Origin of the sequence: Streptomyces sp. NPDC058758 (assembly GCF_042746075.1) — a bacterium.
In the GTDB taxonomy this organism is placed as follows: Bacteria; Actinomycetota; Actinomycetes; order Streptomycetales; family Streptomycetaceae; genus Streptomyces.
Map to the genome: position 1 here is coordinate 348,718 of NZ_JBHYPS010000004.1, position 17,052 is coordinate 365,769.

The following is a 17,052-nucleotide window of genomic DNA, read 5'->3' on the forward strand; positions in this document are numbered from 1 at the left end:
CCTAGGGCACCCACTTCGGCCAGGGGGCCGTGTCCCGCGCGTACAGCTCGCGCAGCTCGTTCCAGCGGCCCGTCGTCCACTGCCGCCAGTCGGTCGGGCGGCCGTCCAGCGCGTCGCCCAGCCGCTCGAAGTGGTCGTGCCAGCCGGCCAGGGCGTCGAGGAGCAGGTCGCGGTCGCCGCGGAACTCGTTGGTGAAGCGCAGCACGGTCGACGCCCCGCCGCCGGCCGGTTCCAGGTGGAACCGGATCCGTCCGTGCGGGGCGTCGACCGTGTACTCGGCCACGTGGTCCGGGTCCCAGGCGGTGACCCGCCCGGAGACCTCGGTGTCGCCGTTCAGCCAGCGCAGGACGACCTTCCCGCCCAGCCGCGGCTCCAGCGGGTCCGCCTCGCACAGCCAGGACGGCAGTCCCTCGGGCGAGGCGACCCTCGCCCAGACCGCCGCCTGCGGGTGCGGCAGCTCGATCGCGTACCTCAGCAGGTGCGTGTCGCCGTCGTGGGTCTCGCTCCTGCCCCGGGGTATCTCGGTCATACCTCCAGCGTGGCCCCCGGAGGGGGGCCGTGCCAGCTCAGACGCCGGCGTAGGAGTGCTTGCTGCTGACGAAGATGTTCACGCCGTAGTAGTTGAAGAGGAAGCAGCCGAAGGCGATGAGCGCGATGTACGCGGCCTTGCGGCCCTTCCAGCCGGCGGTGGCGCGGGCGTGCAGGTAGGCGGCGTAGCCGACCCACGTGATGAAGGACCAGACCTCCTTGGCGTCCCAGCCCCAGTAGCGGCCCCACGCGTCGCCGGCCCAGATGGCGCCCGCGATGATCGTGAAGGTCCAGAGCGGGAAGATCGCGGCGTTGACCCGGTAGGAGAACTTGTCGAGGGAGGCCGCGGAGGGCAGCCGCTCCAGGACGGAGCGGGCGAAGCCGCTCGGCGTGCCGCCGTTGGCGAGCTTGTTCTCGTACGAGTCGCGGAAGAGGTACAGCAGGGTGGCGACCGCGCCGAGGTAGAAGACGGCGCCGCAGAAGATGGCGGTGGAGACGTGGATCCACAGCCAGTACGAGTCGAGGGCGGGGACCAGCTGGTCGCTCTCGGTGTACAGCCAGGTGGTGGCGAGGCCCAGGTCGAGCAGGACCGTGGTCACCAGCGGGAGGCCGATCCAGCGGACGTTCTTCTTGGCGAGCAGGAAGCCGAGGTAGGTGCCGACCGCCACCGTGGAGAAGGTGGTGGAGAACTCGTACATGTTGCCCCAGGGGGCGCGCTGCACGGCGATCGCGCGGGAGACCACGCCCGCCGCCTCGACGGCGAAGGCGAGGACCGTGAGCGAGACGGCGATCCGGCCGTAGAGGTCGCCCTTGACGGTGCCGCCGGCGGCGCCGGGGCCGTCGGGGACGTCGCGGGTGCCGGCCGCGGCCCGGGTGACGACCTTCGGCCGGTCCAGGACCGTGGTGCCGCCCGCGCCCTTGACCTGGACGGTCACCTTCGCGGCCGGGGCGGCGGGCGTCGTCAGCGCGGCGGCCGTGCGGCCGACCTTGCTGCGGCTGCCGAACACCCACTCGGCGATGTGGGCGAGGAAGGCCAGGGTGTAGACGGCCATCGAGGAGTAGACGAGCGTGTTGCTCATCTGCGCCAGGCTCTCGTTGGTCTCGGCGGCGAGGATCACTTCTCGGCCCCTTCTGATGCTTCTGCTTCGGCTTCGGCAGGTTCCGGCGCCGGGGGCGCCTGGGCGGTGAGCGCGACCGCGAGATCGGCCAGCTCCTCGGGCAGCTTGGCGGACTCGCTGCGGCCGAGGCCCGCCATCTCGACGACGGTCGTGCCGTCCTCGCCGCGGACGGCGCGGACCCAGATCCGGCGCCGCTGGATGAAGAGCGAGCCGGTGAGGCCGGCGATCGCGGCGACCGCGCCGGTGAGGGCGAGGCCGTTGCCCGGCTGCTGCGAGACCTGGAAGCTCGCCCACTCCTTGATGTCCTTCTCGAAGGTGATCGAGCCGGCGCCGTCGGGCAGGGTCATGGTCTCGCCGGGCCGCATCCGCTGGGCGACGCCGGTGCCCCCGTCGACCTTGAACTGGGTCATCTTGGAGGTGTCGAGCTGGTACACGTTCTGCGGCAGGCCGGAGTCCACGCGCAGGTTGCCGTGGTAGCCGGTGAGGGCCATCACGGGGAAGTCGAGCCCGGGGAACTGGGAGAACATGCTGCCCTTGCCGGCTCCGGCGAAGGTCGGCACGAAGAACGCCTTGAAGCCGAGCTGTTCCTTGTCGCCGTTCTTGTCGCGGTAGCCGTCCATCACCTTGATCGCGCCGGTGGAGGTGATGTTGTTGTCGATGGGCAGCAGCGGGACGGCGCCGCGGTAGACGGTCCGGCCCCGGCCGTCCTTGACGGTGACGACGGGCGCGTAGCCGTGGGCGATCAGGTAGACCTTGGAGTCGCCGATCTTCAGCGGCTCGTTGACCCGGATGACGGCCTTCTTGTCCGTGCCGTCGCCCCGGGTGTAGGTGACGGCGGCCTCGAAGGTGCGGGGGGTGCCGCGCTGCGGGCCGCTCTTCTCGTACGTGCCGGTGAAGCTGTCCAGGGTGAAGTTGAACGGTTCCAGCTCGTCGACGCCGAACTGGGAGCCGGACTTGAAGTCGTCGTACTGGGTCAGGGTGTTGGAGAAGCCGTCGCCCTCGACGACGAGCTTGCCGCCCTCGGACTTGAAGAGCTGGCCCCAGGCGAAGGCGACCAGCATCACGATGAGCGCGAGGTGGAAGAGCAGGTTGCCGGCCTCGCGGAGGTAGCCCTTCTCGGCGGCGACGGCGTCCCCGGCCGTACGGGCCCGGAAGCGGCGGCCCTTGAGGACGGCGAGGGCCGCCTCGTGGACCTCGTCGGGGTCGGCCCCGGTGCGCCAGGTCGTGTACGCGGGCAGGCGGGTGAGCCGCTTGGGGGCGCCCGGCGGCAGGCCGCGGAGCTGGCCGACGAACTGCCAGGTGCGCGGGACGATGCAGCCGATGAGGGAGACGAAGAGCAGGATGTAGATCGCGGAGAACCACACCGAGCTGTAGACGTCGAAGAGCTGGAGCTTCTCGTAGAGCGGGGTGAGGGTCTCGTGGGCCCGCTTGAAGTCGGCGACCTTCATCTCGTCCGCGCTGGTCTGCGGGATGAGGGAGCCGGGGACGGCGCCGAGGGAGAGCAGGAAGAGCAGGATCAGCGCCACCCGCATGGAGGTGAGCTGGCGCCAGAACCAGCGGATCCAGCCGACGACCCCGAGGGTGGGGCCGCCGACGGCCTCCTCCCGGGGCGCGGTGGACAGTTGCTCTCCGGCGTCGCCGAGGCCGTCGCGCTGTTCGGTCGTGTCGGTCTTGCTCATCAGATTCCCACCGTGAAACCGCTGGACCAGCCCTGCATCGTGGAGACCATGCTGTCCCAGACGCCCGTGAGGAGCAGGACACCGGTGACGATCATCATGCCGCCGCCGATCCGCATGACCCACACGTAGTGCTTCTTGACCCAGCCGAACGCTCCGAGGGCCTTGCGGAACGCGATGGCGGCGAGGACGAAGGGGACGCCGAGGCCGAGGCAGTACGCGAGGGCCAGTATGGCCCCGCGTCCGGCGCTGGCCTGTTCGAGGGCGAGCGCGTTGACCGAGGCGAGGGTCGGGCCGATGCACGGCGTCCAGCCGATGCCGAAGAGCGCGCCGAGGACGGGCGCGCCGAGGAGTCCGGCGACGGGCTTGCGGTGGAAGCGGAACTCGCGCTGGGTGAACCACGGCATCAGCCCGGCGAAGAAGAGACCCATGAGGATCATGAAGACGCCGAGGATCGTGCTCAGCGTCCCGCTGTACTCCTGGAGCGTGGCGCCGAAGTAGCCGAAGAGGGCGCCGCCGGAGACGAAGACGGCGGTGAAGCCGGCGACGAAGAGGACGGCGCCGGCGGTCATCCGGCCGCGGCGGCTCTCGGCGAGGTCGGTGCCGGAGACGCCGGTGACGTACGAGAGGTAGCCGGGGACGAGCGGGAGCACGCAGGGGGAGAAGAAGGAGACCAGGCCGGCCAGGAGGGCGACGGGGACGGCGAGCAGGAGGGCTCCGCTGGTGACGGTCTCGTTCACCGGCTCACTTCTCCTTGAGAAGCGGGTCGATCATGGAGCGGAGCTTGGTCTCGTCGACGGCCATGAGCGCGCGGGCGGCGATCTTGCCCTCCTTGTCGAGGACGACGGTGGAGGGGATGCCCTTGGGGCTGAGGGTGCCCTTGGGGAAGCCGAAGAGGATCAGCTTGCCGTCGCGGTCGTAGAGGCTCGGGTAGGGGACCTTGTAGTCGGCCTCGAAGGCGAGCGCCTGCTGCTTGTTGGCGTCGCGGGTGTTGAGGCCGACGAAGGCCACGTCCTGGCCCTTGAGGTCGTTGGCGGCCTTGACGAAGTGGGGGGCCTCGGCGCGGCAGGGGCCGCACCAGGAGCCCCAGACGTTGAGGACGACGACCTTGCCCTTGAGGTCGGCGACGTCGAGCTTCTCGCCCTCCAGCGTCTCGCCGGCGATCGTGTGGATGCCGGTGCGCTCGCCCTTGGGGACGGTGGAGATGCCGCCCTTGCTGGTGACGAAGTTGGTGTTGCCGCCGCCGGAGGTGCCGTTGTCGTCGCCGCCGCAGGCGGAGAGCACGAGGGCGGCGGACAGCACGCCGACGGCGGCGAGGGCGCGTCGGGGGGCAGGACGGAGGCCACGGCTAAGGCTCATGTGAAAAGTTTCGCATGGGCGTTTGGGGGATCTTGGGCACCCCCCTACGTGCCCGTAACGCCCCTTGTCAAGATCGCCTAAGCGGCTGTGAGGTACGAGGCCCAGCCGCCGGCCGGCTTCTGGCCCACGTCGAGGGTGCGCAGCCGGGCGAGGATCGCCGGGTCCTGGACGTCCATCCAGTCCGTGAACTGGCGGAACGAGACGAGCCGGACGTCCTTCTTCCCGGCCATCGCCTTGATCGCCTCCTCGACGGCGTCCATGTAGATGCCGCCGTTCCACTGCTCGAAGTGGTTGCCGACGAAGAAGGGCGCGCGGTTGGTCTCGTACGCGCGCGTGAAGCCGCCGACCAGCGCGTCGGTGGCCTGCTTGCGCCAGCCGGGGTAGCGCGACGGCATGCCCTTGGTGCTGTTCCGGGACTGGTTGGCGAGGATGTTGTAGTCCATGGAGAGGACCTCGAAGGAGTGCCCGGGGAAGGGCACGGCCTGGAGCGGGAAGTCCCAGACGCCCTTGCGCTTGACGGGCCAGGTCTGGCGGCCTCCGGGGGAGCTGGCGTCGTAGCGCCAGCCGAGGCGCTTGGCGGTGGGCAGCAGGTTGTCCTGGCCGAGGAGGCAGGGGGTGCGGCCGCCGACGAGTTCCTTGGTGTAGTCGAAGGGCAGCGGGTCGAGGTCGGTCCAGCCGCTGTTGGTCTTCCACTCGGTGACGAACTTCACGGCCTGGTCGATCTCGCTCTGCCACTGGGCCGGGGTCCAGTTGCCGACCGAGCCGGAGCCGCCACAGAAGTGCCCGTTGAAGTGGGTGCCGATCTCGTGGCCGTCGAGCCAGGCCTGGCGGACGTGCTTGAGGGTGTCCTTGATGTGCTCGTCGGCGAGGTAGCCGATGTCGGAGGCGCCGACGCGGTTGTTCGGCGGCCGGTAGAGGTCCTTCTTGGACTCGGGCAGCAGGTAGATGCCGGAGAGGAAGAAGGTCATGGCCGCGTCGTGGTTGCGGGCCAGTTCGAGGAAGCGGGGGAAGAGGCCGTTGCCGACCTCGCCGGCGCCGTCCCAGGAGAAGACGACGAACTGGGGAGGGGTCTGGCCGGGTTCGAGCGGGACGGGGGCGTCGGGCTGGTGCGGCTGCTCGCCGGTGTCGGCGGTGGAACCGTCGCCGATGAGGCGGACCGCGTCCTTGGTCGGGGCCTGGGTCGCGGGGTCGGTACCGCCCGAGGGGGCTCCTCCCTTGGCCGGTCCGGAACTGCCCGTCTCGCCCTTGCCGTTGTCGCCGCACCCGGCGATCCCGAGCGCCGCCGCAGCTCCGACACCCGCTCCGAGGAGGCCCCTTCGACTGATCCCGCGCATGTCATCCCCATTCGCGCTGTTGTATGACCCGAAACATCATCCAAACCGACAATGAGTGAGATGCAGGGAGGAACACGGAGGTTCCGGTCACTCGCACAAAAATTTCAGGGCGGCCGGAGAGGAACTTCCTCCGACCGCCCTGACGATGTCCCGTCAAGCGCGCCTTGTCCAGTCGGCGCGGCCGCCGGACCGGGGGCCTACGCCCCGAAGGCCTTCTGGCTGCCCTTCACCGGCTTGGCCCCGGCCCGCAGGTGCACCGGCACCAGGTCGATCGCCGGCTCGCTGTACCCGACCGAGACGATCTTGTCGCCCCTGTACGTGAACGAGGTCAGCGAGGCCAGCGTGCACTGCCGGCGCCGCGGGTCGTGCCACAGCCGGCGCCGCTCCACGAAGGACCGCACGATCCAGATCGGCAGCTGGTGGCTGACCAGCACCGCCTCGTGGCCGCGCGCCGCGTCCTTCGCCGCGTCCAGCGCGCCCATCATCCGCACGACCTGCTCGATGTACGGCTCGCCCCAGGACGGCTGGAACGGGTTGGTGAGGTGCTTCCAGTTCGCCGGGCGGCGCAGCGCCCCGTCGCCGACGCCGAAGGTCTTGCCCTCGAAGACGTTCGCCGCCTCGATCAGCCGCTCGTCGGTGGCCAGGTCCAGGCCGTGCGCCTTGGCGATCGGCGCGGCCGTCTCCTGCGCCCGCTCCAGCGGGGAGGCGACGACGTGCGTGACGTCCCGCCCGGCCAGCGACTCGGCCACCCGGTCCGCCATCTTCCGGCCCAGCTCGGAGAGGTGATAGCCGGCCCGGCGCCCGTACAGCACGCCGTCCGGGTTGTGCACCTCGCCGTGGCGCATGAGGTGGACGACGGTGACGTCCCGCGGGTCCTTCGCGTCGTCGCTCATGCCGTGGCCTCCGCGGCGGCGCGGGCGGCGGCGGGCAGCGCGGCGGCGATCCGCTCGATCGCGCGCTCGTCGTGGGCGGCCGAGACGAACCACGACTCGAAGGCCGAGGGCGGCAGGTAGACGCCGTCCGCGAGCATCGAGTGGAAGAAGGCGTTGAAGCGGAAGGCCTCCTGCCGCTTCGCCTCGTCGTAGTTCCGCACCTCGTCGGCGGTGAAGAAGACCGAGAACATGTTGGACGCGGTCTGCAGCCGGTGCGCCACGCCCTCCTTGGCGAGCGCGCCGGTGACCAGCCCCTGGATCTCCTCCGAGACCGCGTTCACCTTCGCGTACGCGGCGTCGTCGAGCAGCCGCAGCTGCGCGAGGCCGGCGGCGGTGGCGATCGGGTTCCCGGAGAGGGTACCCGCCTGGTAGACGGGGCCGGCCGGGGCCAGGTGGGCCATGACGTCGGCGCGGCCGCCGAAGGCCGCGGCCGGGAAGCCGCCGCCCATGACCTTGCCGAAGGTCAGCAGGTCGGCCTTGACGCCGTCCACGCCGTACCAGCCGGCGCGGCTGGTGCGGAAGCCGGTCATGACCTCGTCGGAGATGTACAGCGCGCCGTTCTCCCGGCACAGGTCCGCGAGCCCCCGGTTGAAGCCCGGCAGCGGCGGGACGACGCCCATGTTGCCCGGCGAGGCCTCGGTGATCACGCAGGCGATCTCGCCCGGGTGCGCGGCGAACGCGGCCCGCACGGCCTCCAGGTCGTTGTACGGCAGCACGATCGTGTCGCCCGCCTGCGCGCCGGTCACGCCGGGCGTGTCGGGCAGGCCGAGGGTGGCGACGCCGGAGCCGGCGGCGGCGAGCAGCGCGTCCACGTGCCCGTGGTAGCAGCCGGCGAACTTGACGACCTTCGCGCGGCCGGTGAAGCCGCGGGCGAGCCGGATCGCGGACATCGTCGCCTCGGTGCCGGAGGAGACCAGGCGCACCTGCTCGACCGGCTCCACGCGGGCGACGATCTCCTCGGCGAGCGCGACCTCGCCCTCGCCGGGCGTGCCGAAGGAGGTGCCGCGGGCCACCGCGGCCTGCACGGCGGCGGTCACCTCGGGGTGGGCGTGGCCGAGAATCATCGGCCCCCAGGAGCAGACGAGGTCGACGTACTCGCGACCGTCCGCATCCGTGAGGTACGGACCGGTACCGGACACCATGAACCGGGGCGTACCGCCCACGGCCCGGAAGGCCCGCACCGGTGAGTTCACGCCGCCGGGCGTCACAAGGGAAGCGCGGTCGAAAAGCGTCTGTGAGACTGGGGCTTCGTATGAATACGACACAGTGATCCTGACCTGCGAGTACGACGTCTGGTACGGAGGGACGGTGTGGGCACCCTGTGCATCACGCCGGGGCGTCCTGCCTCCGCGTCTGCGAAACTGTGGCGGCAGGGACCTCATGGGGTTGGCTCACGCGATCCATGGTGTCAGAGGCCGCGGCGTTTCTTGCGGACAGGTGTTTCACCGCAGGAACGCGGGGGAGGTCACTGACACGATGATCGGGTTGCGCGGCGGGGTCGTGTTGCCGAGAAAAAGCAGTCGGGTGGAGATATGCATCGCGGTGGCGGACCGGGCGAGGGGACGGACGACCTGGGTCCTGAGCCTGTCCGGCGGGGGAGGCACCGGCGGCGGCGGGCCGAGGACCCGACCGCGCCGGACAATCGCGCGTCCCCGGAACATCCCCCGGCCGACCCGCCCCTCGGGAGCCGCAGCTTGGCGGTGACGTACAAGTACTTCGGCGCGCCCGACGGCGCCACGGCGGCCCGCGTCCCGATCTCGATGCGCCCGGAGGAGCTGGGCGGCGACGAGCTGGGCATGGGCGGCATGTTCTCCAAGATCAAGCCCGAGACGATAGCGGCGATGGTGCTCACCGGCATCCAGGGCCTGCCCCTCCACAAGGTCCCCCCGCTGGAGCTGGTCGTCCTGCACCCCGACTACGCCGTGGTGAAGCTCCCCACGACCGTCGTCGACCCGCTGCGCGCGATCGGCGAGGAGTCGGTCGGCGCCGCCGCCTTCATCTGGTCCACGGTCCCCGACCGCGGCGGCCCGCGCGACGCCTTCGACGTCTACCAGCTGCTCCACGAGTGGCAGGACTTCTCCGTCCGCCTCCACGAGGCCGGCCACCAGCCGTACTGCCTGGTCTGGCCCTGACGGCTGGCTCTCTCCGCGTTTCCGACCGTCATAGCGCATGAAATTAGGACGAATCGGATGTAATACACGGAGATTGGTTCGCAGAAGCACCGTCCGCCGCCGCACCGAGGAGGACCCCGTCGTGACCGGAGTACGAACGACCGCGCCCCGCATGCCCGGAGCCCGCGCCGCCACCGGCGAGCCCCTGCAGATCTCCGAGGTCGCCGCCCGCACGGAACTCCCCCTGCGCACCATCCGGCAGTACGAGGACTGCGGCCTCGTCGTCCCCTCGGCCGCCTCGCCGGGCGGCTTCCCCCTCTACACGGACGCCGACGTGGCCCGGCTGATGGTGATCCGCCGCATGCAGCCGCTCGGCTTCGGCCTCGACGAGACCCGCGAACTCCTCACCTCGGTCGACCGCCTCGCCGCCGACCTCCCCGGCACGGACGGCGAACTCGAACCGGCCGAACGCGAGCTCCTGCTCGCCCGCGTCCGCCGCTACGAGGAGGCCGCCGCCGCCCGCGTCGCCGACCTCCGCCTCCAGCTCGCCCGCGCCGAGGAGTTCGCCACCTCCCTCCGCTCCTGCCTCACGACCTGAACGGGCCTTGCCGCTGGTCCCGCATCCGGGCTCCGGGAGCCGGGAGCCGTGATCCCGGCGCACGGGATACGGAATCCCGGGGCGTGGAATCCCGTATCCGGAATCCCGGGGCGGGGGATCTCGGATCCGGAATCCCGGGGCGGGGGATCTCGGATCCGGAATCCCGGCCACGGGATCCCGTTCAGCCGCCCAAGGTCCCGGCCAGCGCGTGGAAGAAGCGGGCATAGGCGGCCGGGCTCGGCGGGATCTCGGGGTTCCACGGCACCAGCCGCGCCCCGGCCGGCAGCCGCTCCGGGCCCTCGGGCCGGCTCGCGTGGGCCCGGCTGTCGTAGAGGACCAGCGCCGGGGCGAGGGCGAGGGCCCGCTCCCAGCCGGTGGTCAGCCAGTTCGCGCCGGGCCCCGGGCCGGGGTCGAGCAGCCGCACCCCCAGCTCGGCCAGCCGCGCCAGCTCCGGCCAGGCCTCCGGGCGCGCCAGGTGCACCTGCTCGGCGCCGCCCCCGGAGAGCGCCAGCACCCCGCACCCGGCCCCGGCCGCCGCGGCCGCCGCCCTCACCGCCTCCTCCGCCTCCGCCGGCACGCCCGCGCCCGGCCCGGGGCCCTGCGCCCCCAGCGCCGCCCCCAGCTCCCCGAAGCGGCCGATGATCTCCGGCAGGCCCAGGTCGTTGCCGACGGAGAGCGCCACCAGCGGCACCCCGAGTCCCTCGGCGAGCTCCTCGTCCACGGCGTACGGGCTCTTCCCGTCGTACGTGACGTCCACCACCAGCTCCGGCCGCAGCTCCCGCAGCCGCTCCCCGTCCAGCGCCCGCCCCGGCCCGAGGTACGGCACCCCCGCCGCCGCGAGCCCGCCGTCCTTCGCCGGATCCGGTTCCGCCCCGTCGTGCCCGGAGCCGTAGACCGCGACCGGCGCCACCCCCAGATCGAGCAGGGCGGCCCCGGCCCGCACGTAGGCGACCACCCGCGCCGGCCGCCCCGGCGACCGCGCCTCCACTCCCCTGTCGTCCGCGAAACCCCATCCGCGCGCACCCGTTCCGGACATGCGGCTGCTCCCTCCCGGCCGGAATCTGCCTCCGCCGCCACCTTCGAACGGTTCCCCGTCCCGCACAAGAGGGCCTCCCGGGACGCCCCCGCCCGCCCCCCGCGGCCGGGACCTTGGTCCCGGGCCCCCTGCCGAAAGTCCCCCAGGGTGGTGTTAACTGAACGGGTCGGGAGGAAGCCGCAGGAATCGTCCGCGCCGCCGCGCCCGCACGCCCCCTGCCGGCGCGTGCGCCGCGCGCCGGCCCCTTCGCCCTGGAGTGAACGCCATGTCCGTGCCCGGCCAGTTCTCCGACCCCCGCGTCCTCACCCTCTTCGCCGTGCTCGCGGTCGCGACGGGCGTGTGGCTGGCGACGGGCCTGCGCGCCCGCGCCCGCCGGATCCGCTCGCTGACGCCGATGGACCGCGTCTGGCACCCGCAGGAGTCGGTGCCGCTGACCCCCGCGGAGGAGCTGGCCTTCGGCCAGGTCGTCTCCCGGCTCTCCCTCACCTCCGGCGGCCGCCTGCGCTGAGGCCCGAGCCCGCCGCACCGGCCGGGCGCTGTCGGAGGCGTGCCGTACGGTGCGCGCATGAGTGATCATCCCGACGGGTCCGTCACGGCGTCCGTCCGCCTCGAAGCCTGGTCCGGGACGGACGCGGGGCTGCTGCGCGCGCTGAACGCGCCGGAGCTGATGGAGCACCTGGGCGGCCCGGAGACCGAGGAGCAGCTGGCCCACCGCCACCGGCGGTACGTGGCCCTGAGCGCGGACACCACGGGGGCGGGCCGGATGTTCCGGGTCGTGCTGCTGCCCGACGGGCGGGACGCGGGCAGCATCGGCTTCTGGACGAGCGCGTGGCACGGCGAGCCGGTGTACGAGACGGGCTGGACGGTCCTGCCGGGCTTCCAGGGCCGCGGCGTCGCGACCCTGGCCACGCGCGCGGTGGCCGAGCGGGCCCGGGCCGCCGGCCTCCACCGCCACCTGCACGCCTTCCCTTCGGTCGCGAACGCCGCGTCGAACGCGGTGTGCCGCAAGGCGGGCTTCGAGCTGCTCGGCGAGGAGGACTTCGAGTACCCGCCGGGCCGCCCGATGCGCTGCAACGTCTGGCGGCTCGACCTGTGGGCTACCGCGGACCGGTGAGCGGCCGGACGAAGTGGAAGGCCGCGATGTCGAAGCGCTCGCGCAGGTAGAAGCGGTGGGCGCCGGTGCGGTGGGTGCCGGAGTCGAGGTTGAGCTCGTGGCAGCCGGCCGCGCGGGCGCGGTCCTCCAGGTGGGCGACGAGGGCGTGGCCGACGCCGGTGGAGCGGACGGCGGAGGCGGTCACCAGGTCGTCGACGTACAGCTTGCTGAGCGAGCTGGTGTTGAAGACGAGCCGCCAGCCGGCCACTCCGGCGCAGCGCCCGTCGTCGCCGTAGGCGGCCGTGAAGCGCAGGCCCTGCGCGTGGCCGCGCGCGTACACGTCCCGGAAGAGCTCGGGGGTGAGGTGCGGGCGCAGCTCGACGAGGACCGGCAGGAGATCGCTCTCCAGACGGGGGTCGCCGGGGTCGAGGTCGATGATCTTCATGGGGGGACGGTAGCCCAGCCGCGCGGGTACGCCGCGGGGGGTCGGCGGGGGAGGCCGGCGCGCACCGCGCCGGGGCCGGGAAATGCCTGGCCCGCCGTCGGGGCCCGGTGCGATCCTGTCCCCGTGAACGGACCGGAGATCCAGATCAGTTTCGCCCCCGGCCTCGCCGTCTTCGTCGCCGCCGAGCGGCGCTCGGGGCGCACGGCCGTGGTCACCGACGGCGTCTCCTCGCTGGGGCACGTCGTGGAGTCCCTCGGCGTGCCGCTCACCGAGGCCGGCCGGCTCCTGGTCGACGGCCGCCCGGTGGCTCCCGCGCACGTGCCGTCCGCCGGCGAGACCGTCGAGGTCGAGGACGTCGCCCGTCCGCAGCCCGTGCCCGGCGCGCCCCTCCGGTTCCTGCTCGACGTGCACCTGGGCACCCTGGCCCGGCGGCTGCGGCTGCTGGGCGTCGACGCCGCGTACGAGAACGAGGACATCGGCGACCCGGCGCTCGCCGCGCTCTCCGCCCGGGAGCGGCGGGTCATGCTCTCCCGCGACCGCGGGCTGCTGCGCCGCCGCGAGCTGTGGGCCGGGGCGTACGTGTACAGCGACCGGCCCGACGAGCAGCTCCGCGACGTGCTGGAGCGCTTCGCGCCGCGCCTCGCGCCCTGGACCCGCTGCACCGCCTGCAACGGCCTCCTCACGGACACCGGCAAGGACGAGGTGCGCGCGAGGCTGGAGCGGGGCACGGAGAAGACGTACGACGTCTTCGCCCGGTGCGAGGAGTGCGACCGGGTCTACTGGCGGGGCGCGCACCACGCCCGCCTGGAGGCCATCGTCGACGAGGCGGTGCGCGAGTTCGGCGCCGCGGCCCGGTAGCGGCTCAGGGCACCTTGGCGGTGCGGCTCAGGGCGTCTCGGCGGTGAGGTACCGCTGCACGGTCGGCGCCAGCCAGGCCACCACCTCGTCCCGGCTCATCCCGGCGGCCGGCGGCAGGCGGAGCACGTAGCGGGCGAGCGCCATGCCGAGGATCTGGGAGGCGACGAGCGCGGCCCGGGCGGGGGCCTCCTCGGGCTTCGGGCAGACGCCGAGGGTGACGGGGCCGAGCTGCGCCCCGAAGACCGCCCGCATGCGGGCGGCCCCGGCCTCGTTGGTGACGCCGACCCTGAGCAGTCCGGTGAGCACGTCGTCGCGCTCCCAGCGGTCGAGGAAGTGGTTCACCAGGACGGCCCCGACGTGCTTCGCGGGCAGCGCTCCCAGGGCGGGCAGGGCCAGGTCGATCTCGGAGGCGGCGGCGAACAGCCCCTCCTTGTTGCCGTAGTAGCGCATGACCATCGAGGGGTCGATCCCGGCGTCGCGGGCGATGGCGCGGATCGTGGCGCGCTCGTACCCGTCGGCGGCGAAGCGCTCGCGGGCGGCCTCCAGGATCGCGGCCCGGGTGGTGTCGGAGCGGCGTGCGGTCGTCATGCCCACAACTGTATGCCAACGGGTGTTGACACGTCGCGGAGAGTGACCCTACCGTTGCCAACAAGCGTAGGCCAACAAGTGTTGACCGATCGGAGGCAGCCATGCGCACCACCGACTCCCCCCAGGGCGACCCCACCCCCGCCGCCCTCGTCACCGACGTGGTCGTCGTCGGCGCCGGACCCACCGGGCTCCTGCTCGCCGGCGACCTCGCCGCCGCGGGCCTCGACGTCACCCTCGTCGAGCGCCGCCCCGCCGGCCGCTCCAACCTCACCCGCGCCTTCGGCGTGCACGCCCGCACCCTGGAGCTGCTCGACGCCCGCGGCCTGGCCGACGCCCTGGAGGCCACCGGCACCCCGCTCACCCGGATGCGGCTCTTCGGCCGCCTCTCCCTCGACCTCGGCCGCCTTCCCTCCCGCTTCGACCACCTCCTCATCACCCCGCAGTACGAGGTGGAGCGCCTCCTCGAACAGCGCGCGGCCGACGCCGGCGTCACCTTCCGCCACGACACCTCCCTGGACGCCCTCCGCCAGGACGCCGACGGTGTCACCGCCGAACTCACCGGCCCCGGCGGCACCCCCCTCACCCTCCGCGCCCGCCACCTCGTCGGCACCGACGGCCACCGCAGCACCGTCCGCACCGCCCTCGGACTGCCCTTCCCCGGCACCAGCGTCATCCGCTCGATCGTCCTCGCCGACGTCCGGCTCGCCGAGGAGCCCTCCGAGTCCCTCACCGTCAACGGCTCGGGCGACACCTTCGCCTTCCTCGCCCCCTTCGGCGACGGCTGGTACCGCGTCATGGGCTGGGACCGCACCCGCCAGGTCCCCGACGACGAACCCGTCGGCCTCGACGAGGTCCGCGACCTCGCCCGCCGCGCCCTGGGCACCGACCACGGCATGCACGACGCCCGCTGGATCTCCCGCTTCCACAGCGACGAGCGCCAGGTCCCCGCCTACCGCGTCGGCCGCGTCTTCCTCGCCGGCGACGCCGCCCACGTCCACTCCCCCGCCGGCGGCCAGGGCATGAACACCGGCCTCCAGGACGCCGCCAACCTCTCCTGGAAGCTCGCCGCCGTCCACCGCGGCGAGGCCCCCGACCCCGAGGCCCTCCTCGACAGCTACCAGACCGAGCGCCACCCCGTCGGCGCCATGGTCCTGCGCAGCAGCGGCGCCCTCGTCCGCCTCGCCATGGCCCACACCCCCGCCACCCGCGCCCTGCGCGCCGTCGCCGCCACCGTCCTCGGCGCGCTGCGCCCCGCCTCGGCCAAGGCCCTCGGCATGATCAGCGGCCTCGGCATCGCCTACGCCCCCGTCCCCGGCGGCGGCCGCGCGTCCGGGCGGCGCGCCCCCGACGTACCGCTCCGCGAGGGCCGGCTCCACGCGCTGCTCCGCGCGGGCGAGTTCGTCCTCATCGCCCCCGAGGGCGCCGCGCCGGCCCTGCCGTCCTTCGCCCCGACCACCGCGGCCCGCGTCGTCCGGGCCACCTGGACGGACCCCGCCCGCCGCACCACCGCCCTCGTCCGCCCGGACGGGTACGTGCTCTGGAGCGCCCGGTGACCCGCCCGTCCCCCTCAGAAGACGTACGGGTCCCCGGTGGCGAGCACCAGCACCCGGTGCCGGTCGTTGACGGGGTTCCGGTCGGCCCCGCCGGCCCGCCAGGCCGTGCTCACGTCGACCGTCAGCTCCTGCGGCCGGCCCACGGTCCGCAGGTCCAGCGCCAGCTCGCCCGCCGCCCCGCCGCCGGGCAGCGCGCCCGTCCGGCAGGACACCACCCGGGAGCTGCTCCACAGGCAGCCCGGCGGCAGCTCCTGGCCGCCCGCCATGGGGGTGGAGAAGGCCAGCCGGACGGTGGCGTCCACGACGTCGGAGGGACCGTGGTTCTCCGTCACCAGCCACACCCCGACCCGCCCGTCCCACAGGGACACGTGACCGTGGTGGGCCAGATCCGCCTCGCCCGCCACCCCGCCGGCCACCCCGCCGAGCGCGTCCCCGACCACATCCCCGGCCGCGTCGCCGACCGCCCCGGCGGTCGTCCCGGCACCCAGCACCACGAGCGCCGCGATCGCGGCCCCGAGCACACCCTTAGACATCGCACGCATAGGGCAAAAATACCCAGAGATCATCCCATCTTCTGACAATCCGTCAGCCCGCGTGTCCCCCATGACACCCTGCTCCCATGCAGACCGCCCGCTCCGTCGCCCTCTTCGTCGTCGCCGCCCTCTTCGAGATCGGCGGGGCCTGGCTCGTCTGGCAGGGCGTGCGCGAGCACCGCGGCTGGATCTGGGCGGGCGGAGGCGTCCTCGCCCTCGGCCTCTACGGCTTCGTCGCCACCCTCCAGCCCGACGCCGACTTCGGCCGCGTCCTCGCCGCCTACGGAGGCGTCTTCGTCGCCGGCTCGCTCGCCTGGGGCATCGTCGCCGACGGCTACCGCCCCGACCGCTGGGACGTCGTCGGCGCCCTCGTCTGCCTCGCCGGCATGGCCGTGATCATGTACGCCCCGCGCGGCCGCTGACCGCCGCCTATCCTGGCCCCCACACCGACCGACCACCTGTACGAGGAGCCTCCGCCATGTCCGCCCCCATCGCCGTCATCACCGGAGCGAGCAGCGGCATCGGCGCCGCCACGGCCCGGCAGCTGGCCGCCGCCGGCTACCGCGTGGTCCTCACCGCCCGGCGCAAGGACCGCATCGAGGCCCTCGCCGCCGAGATCACCGAGGCCGGCCACCAGGCCACCGCGTACGCCCTCGACGTGACCGACCGCGCCGCCGTCGACGAGTTCGCCGGCGCCTTCCGCACCCTCGCCGTCCTCGTCAACAACGCCGGCGGCGCCCTCGGGCTCGACCCCGTCGCCACCGGCGACCCCGAGGACTGGCGCCGCATGTACGACGTCAACGTCCTGGGCACCCTCCACATGACCCAGGCCCTGCTGCCCGCGCTCACCGCGAGCGGCGACGGCACGGTCGTCGTCCTCTCCTCCACGGCGGGCCACGCCACCTACGAGGGCGGCGCCGGCTACGTCGCCGCCAAGAACGGCGCCCGCGTCCTCGCCGAGACCCTCCGCCTGGAGATCGTCGGCACCCCCGTCCGCGTCATCGAGATCGCCCCCGGACTGGTCAAGACGGAGGAGTTCGCCACCACCCGGTTCCGCGGCGACACCGCCCGCGCCGCCAAGGTCTACGACGGCGTGGCCGCGCCCCTCACCGCCGACGACGTCGCCGACACCATTACCTGGGCCTGCACCCGCCCCCCGCACGTCAACATCGACCTCCTGGTCGTCCGCCCCCGGGCCCAGGCCTCCAACACCAAGCTCCACCGCGAGCCGTAGGCGCGCCGAGGGGGCCGGCGCATCCGCACCGGCCCCCTCCACGGGACGGCTCCGCT

Annotated in this window: 20 protein-coding genes; 8 read left to right on the plus strand and 12 right to left on the minus strand. The window is 73.2% G+C overall.

What is annotated here, in order from left to right; genetic code table 11:
• Nucleotide 1: 1 nt before the first annotated feature.
• The 8 genes from ACFW6A_RS08010 to hemL form a co-directional block, all read right to left on the minus strand.
• Nucleotides 2-529 carry an SRPBCC family protein gene (locus ACFW6A_RS08010; RefSeq protein WP_351841694.1) on the minus strand — a complete coding sequence of 176 codons (528 nt, stop codon included), beginning with the start codon at nucleotides 527-529 and terminating at the stop codon, nucleotides 2-4.
• 37 nt (nucleotides 530-566) lie between these two features.
• The gene (ccsB, locus tag ACFW6A_RS08015; protein WP_351841696.1) at nucleotides 567-1,646 is read right to left on the minus strand and encodes a c-type cytochrome biogenesis protein CcsB; all 1,080 of its coding nucleotides are present in this window, start codon (nucleotides 1,644-1,646) and stop codon (nucleotides 567-569) included.
• On the minus strand, nucleotides 1,643-3,325 hold the full coding sequence (locus ACFW6A_RS08020) for a cytochrome c biogenesis protein ResB (protein WP_351841698.1): 1,683 nt from the start codon (nucleotides 3,323-3,325) through the stop codon (nucleotides 1,643-1,645). Before ACFW6A_RS08020 ends, ccsB begins: the two co-directional genes overlap by 4 nt.
• Nucleotides 3,325-4,062, minus strand: a complete 738-nt coding sequence (locus ACFW6A_RS08025; RefSeq protein WP_351841700.1) for a cytochrome c biogenesis protein CcdA — start codon at nucleotides 4,060-4,062, stop codon at nucleotides 3,325-3,327. The genes ACFW6A_RS08020 and ACFW6A_RS08025 overlap by 1 nt, the downstream gene beginning before the upstream one ends.
• A gap of 4 nt (nucleotides 4,063-4,066) precedes the next feature.
• Entirely contained in the window at nucleotides 4,067-4,681 is a 615-nt protein-coding gene (locus ACFW6A_RS08030) for a TlpA disulfide reductase family protein (RefSeq protein ID WP_351841702.1), read from the minus strand.
• Nucleotides 4,682-4,758: 77 nt separating this feature from the next.
• Complete coding sequence (locus ACFW6A_RS08035) at nucleotides 4,759-6,015, minus strand: hypothetical protein (RefSeq protein WP_386639383.1); 1,257 nt, start codon at nucleotides 6,013-6,015, stop codon at nucleotides 4,759-4,761.
• A 197-nt stretch (nucleotides 6,016-6,212) separates the two neighbouring features.
• Nucleotides 6,213-6,908: a histidine phosphatase family protein gene (locus tag ACFW6A_RS08040; protein ID WP_351841706.1), complete on the minus strand. Its 696-nt coding sequence runs from the start codon at nucleotides 6,906-6,908 to the stop codon at nucleotides 6,213-6,215.
• Nucleotides 6,905-8,212: a glutamate-1-semialdehyde 2,1-aminomutase gene (gene hemL / locus ACFW6A_RS08045; RefSeq protein ID WP_351841708.1), complete on the minus strand. Its 1,308-nt coding sequence runs from the start codon at nucleotides 8,210-8,212 to the stop codon at nucleotides 6,905-6,907. Before hemL ends, ACFW6A_RS08040 begins: the two co-directional genes overlap by 4 nt.
• A 267-nt stretch (nucleotides 8,213-8,479) precedes the next feature.
• On the opposite strand from hemL, the gene ACFW6A_RS08050 reads away from it, so the two are divergent.
• On the plus strand, nucleotides 8,480-9,079 hold the full coding sequence (locus ACFW6A_RS08050; protein WP_351841710.1) for a hypothetical protein: 600 nt from the start codon (nucleotides 8,480-8,482) through the stop codon (nucleotides 9,077-9,079).
• Between the two features lie 151 nt (nucleotides 9,080-9,230).
• On the plus strand, nucleotides 9,231-9,656 hold the full coding sequence (locus ACFW6A_RS08055; protein WP_351841799.1) for a MerR family transcriptional regulator: 426 nt from the start codon (nucleotides 9,231-9,233) through the stop codon (nucleotides 9,654-9,656).
• A 181-nt stretch (nucleotides 9,657-9,837) separates the two neighbouring features.
• Here ACFW6A_RS08055 and ACFW6A_RS08060 read toward each other — a convergent pair whose 3' ends face one another.
• On the minus strand, nucleotides 9,838-10,692 hold the full coding sequence (locus ACFW6A_RS08060) for an ABC transporter substrate-binding protein (RefSeq protein ID WP_386639386.1): 855 nt from the start codon (nucleotides 10,690-10,692) through the stop codon (nucleotides 9,838-9,840).
• A 265-nt stretch (nucleotides 10,693-10,957) separates the two neighbouring features.
• Between ACFW6A_RS08060 and ACFW6A_RS08065 the strand changes: the two genes are divergently transcribed.
• Nucleotides 10,958-11,200, plus strand: coding sequence for a hypothetical protein (locus ACFW6A_RS08065; protein WP_351841714.1), 243 nt, complete (start codon nucleotides 10,958-10,960; stop codon nucleotides 11,198-11,200).
• A gap of 57 nt (nucleotides 11,201-11,257) precedes the next feature.
• Nucleotides 11,258-11,806: a GNAT family N-acetyltransferase gene (locus tag ACFW6A_RS08070; protein WP_386639390.1), complete on the plus strand. Its 549-nt coding sequence runs from the start codon at nucleotides 11,258-11,260 to the stop codon at nucleotides 11,804-11,806.
• Here ACFW6A_RS08070 and ACFW6A_RS08075 read toward each other — a convergent pair.
• Nucleotides 11,790-12,230 (minus strand): GNAT family N-acetyltransferase, encoded by a 441-nt coding sequence (locus ACFW6A_RS08075; RefSeq protein WP_386477005.1) that lies wholly within the window; start codon nucleotides 12,228-12,230, stop codon nucleotides 11,790-11,792. The genes ACFW6A_RS08070 and ACFW6A_RS08075 overlap by 17 nt on opposite strands.
• A gap of 123 nt (nucleotides 12,231-12,353) precedes the next feature.
• Between ACFW6A_RS08075 and ACFW6A_RS08080 the strand changes: the two genes are divergently transcribed.
• Nucleotides 12,354-13,088: a Mut7-C RNAse domain-containing protein gene (locus ACFW6A_RS08080; protein ID WP_351841720.1), complete on the plus strand. Its 735-nt coding sequence runs from the start codon at nucleotides 12,354-12,356 to the stop codon at nucleotides 13,086-13,088.
• A gap of 27 nt (nucleotides 13,089-13,115) precedes the next feature.
• On the opposite strand, the gene ACFW6A_RS08085 is transcribed toward ACFW6A_RS08080, so the two are convergent.
• Nucleotides 13,116-13,676, minus strand: a complete 561-nt coding sequence (locus tag ACFW6A_RS08085) for a TetR family transcriptional regulator (protein ID WP_351841722.1) — start codon at nucleotides 13,674-13,676, stop codon at nucleotides 13,116-13,118.
• A gap of 101 nt (nucleotides 13,677-13,777) precedes the next feature.
• On the opposite strand from ACFW6A_RS08085, the gene ACFW6A_RS08090 reads away from it, so the two are divergent.
• Nucleotides 13,778-15,229 (plus strand): FAD-dependent oxidoreductase, encoded by a 1,452-nt coding sequence (locus tag ACFW6A_RS08090; protein WP_386639395.1) that lies wholly within the window; start codon nucleotides 13,778-13,780, stop codon nucleotides 15,227-15,229.
• A 14-nt stretch (nucleotides 15,230-15,243) separates the two neighbouring features.
• On the opposite strand, the gene ACFW6A_RS08095 is transcribed toward ACFW6A_RS08090, so the two are convergent.
• Nucleotides 15,244-15,771, minus strand: a complete 528-nt coding sequence (locus ACFW6A_RS08095; RefSeq protein ID WP_351841726.1) for a hypothetical protein — start codon at nucleotides 15,769-15,771, stop codon at nucleotides 15,244-15,246.
• A 77-nt stretch (nucleotides 15,772-15,848) separates the two neighbouring features.
• Between ACFW6A_RS08095 and ACFW6A_RS08100 the strand changes: the two genes are divergently transcribed.
• Both ACFW6A_RS08100 and ACFW6A_RS08105 read left to right on the plus strand, forming a co-directional pair.
• On the plus strand, nucleotides 15,849-16,184 hold the full coding sequence (locus tag ACFW6A_RS08100; protein ID WP_386639398.1) for a YnfA family protein: 336 nt from the start codon (nucleotides 15,849-15,851) through the stop codon (nucleotides 16,182-16,184).
• A gap of 56 nt (nucleotides 16,185-16,240) precedes the next feature.
• Entirely contained in the window at nucleotides 16,241-16,996 is a 756-nt protein-coding gene (locus tag ACFW6A_RS08105) for an SDR family NAD(P)-dependent oxidoreductase (RefSeq protein ID WP_351841737.1), read from the plus strand.
• Nucleotides 16,997-17,052 lie beyond the last annotated feature (56 nt).

Excerpts from the sequence above, each read along its gene's own strand:
- ACFW6A_RS08060 (WP_386639386.1), bottom strand. The coding sequence starts at position 10,692 with ATGTCCGGAACGGGTGCGCGCGGATGGGGTTTCGCGGACGACAGGGGA.
- ACFW6A_RS08075 (WP_386477005.1), bottom strand. The coding sequence starts at position 12,230 with ATGAAGATCATCGACCTCGACCCCGGCGACCCCCGTCTGGAGAGCGAT.
- ACFW6A_RS08010 (WP_351841694.1), bottom strand. The coding sequence starts at position 529 with ATGACCGAGATACCCCGGGGCAGGAGCGAGACCCACGACGGCGACACG.
- ACFW6A_RS08035 (WP_386639383.1), bottom strand. The coding sequence starts at position 6,015 with ATGCGCGGGATCAGTCGAAGGGGCCTCCTCGGAGCGGGTGTCGGAGCT.
- ACFW6A_RS08050 (WP_351841710.1), top strand. The coding sequence starts at position 8,480 with ATGCATCGCGGTGGCGGACCGGGCGAGGGGACGGACGACCTGGGTCCT.
- ACFW6A_RS08065 (WP_351841714.1), top strand. The coding sequence starts at position 10,958 with ATGTCCGTGCCCGGCCAGTTCTCCGACCCCCGCGTCCTCACCCTCTTC.
- ACFW6A_RS08095 (WP_351841726.1), bottom strand. The coding sequence starts at position 15,771 with ATGCGTGCGATGTCTAAGGGTGTGCTCGGGGCCGCGATCGCGGCGCTC.
- ACFW6A_RS08040 (WP_351841706.1), bottom strand. The coding sequence starts at position 6,908 with ATGAGCGACGACGCGAAGGACCCGCGGGACGTCACCGTCGTCCACCTC.
- ACFW6A_RS08030 (WP_351841702.1), bottom strand. The coding sequence starts at position 4,681 with ATGAGCCTTAGCCGTGGCCTCCGTCCTGCCCCCCGACGCGCCCTCGCC.
- ACFW6A_RS08085 (WP_351841722.1), bottom strand. The coding sequence starts at position 13,676 with ATGACGACCGCACGCCGCTCCGACACCACCCGGGCCGCGATCCTGGAG.
- ACFW6A_RS08105 (WP_351841737.1), top strand. The coding sequence starts at position 16,241 with ATGTCCGCCCCCATCGCCGTCATCACCGGAGCGAGCAGCGGCATCGGC.
- ACFW6A_RS08070 (WP_386639390.1), top strand. The coding sequence starts at position 11,258 with ATGAGTGATCATCCCGACGGGTCCGTCACGGCGTCCGTCCGCCTCGAA.
- ACFW6A_RS08020 (WP_351841698.1), bottom strand. The coding sequence starts at position 3,325 with ATGAGCAAGACCGACACGACCGAACAGCGCGACGGCCTCGGCGACGCC.
- ACFW6A_RS08055 (WP_351841799.1), top strand. The coding sequence starts at position 9,231 with ATGCCCGGAGCCCGCGCCGCCACCGGCGAGCCCCTGCAGATCTCCGAG.
- ACFW6A_RS08100 (WP_386639398.1), top strand. The coding sequence starts at position 15,849 with ATGCAGACCGCCCGCTCCGTCGCCCTCTTCGTCGTCGCCGCCCTCTTC.
- ACFW6A_RS08090 (WP_386639395.1), top strand. The coding sequence starts at position 13,778 with ATGCGCACCACCGACTCCCCCCAGGGCGACCCCACCCCCGCCGCCCTC.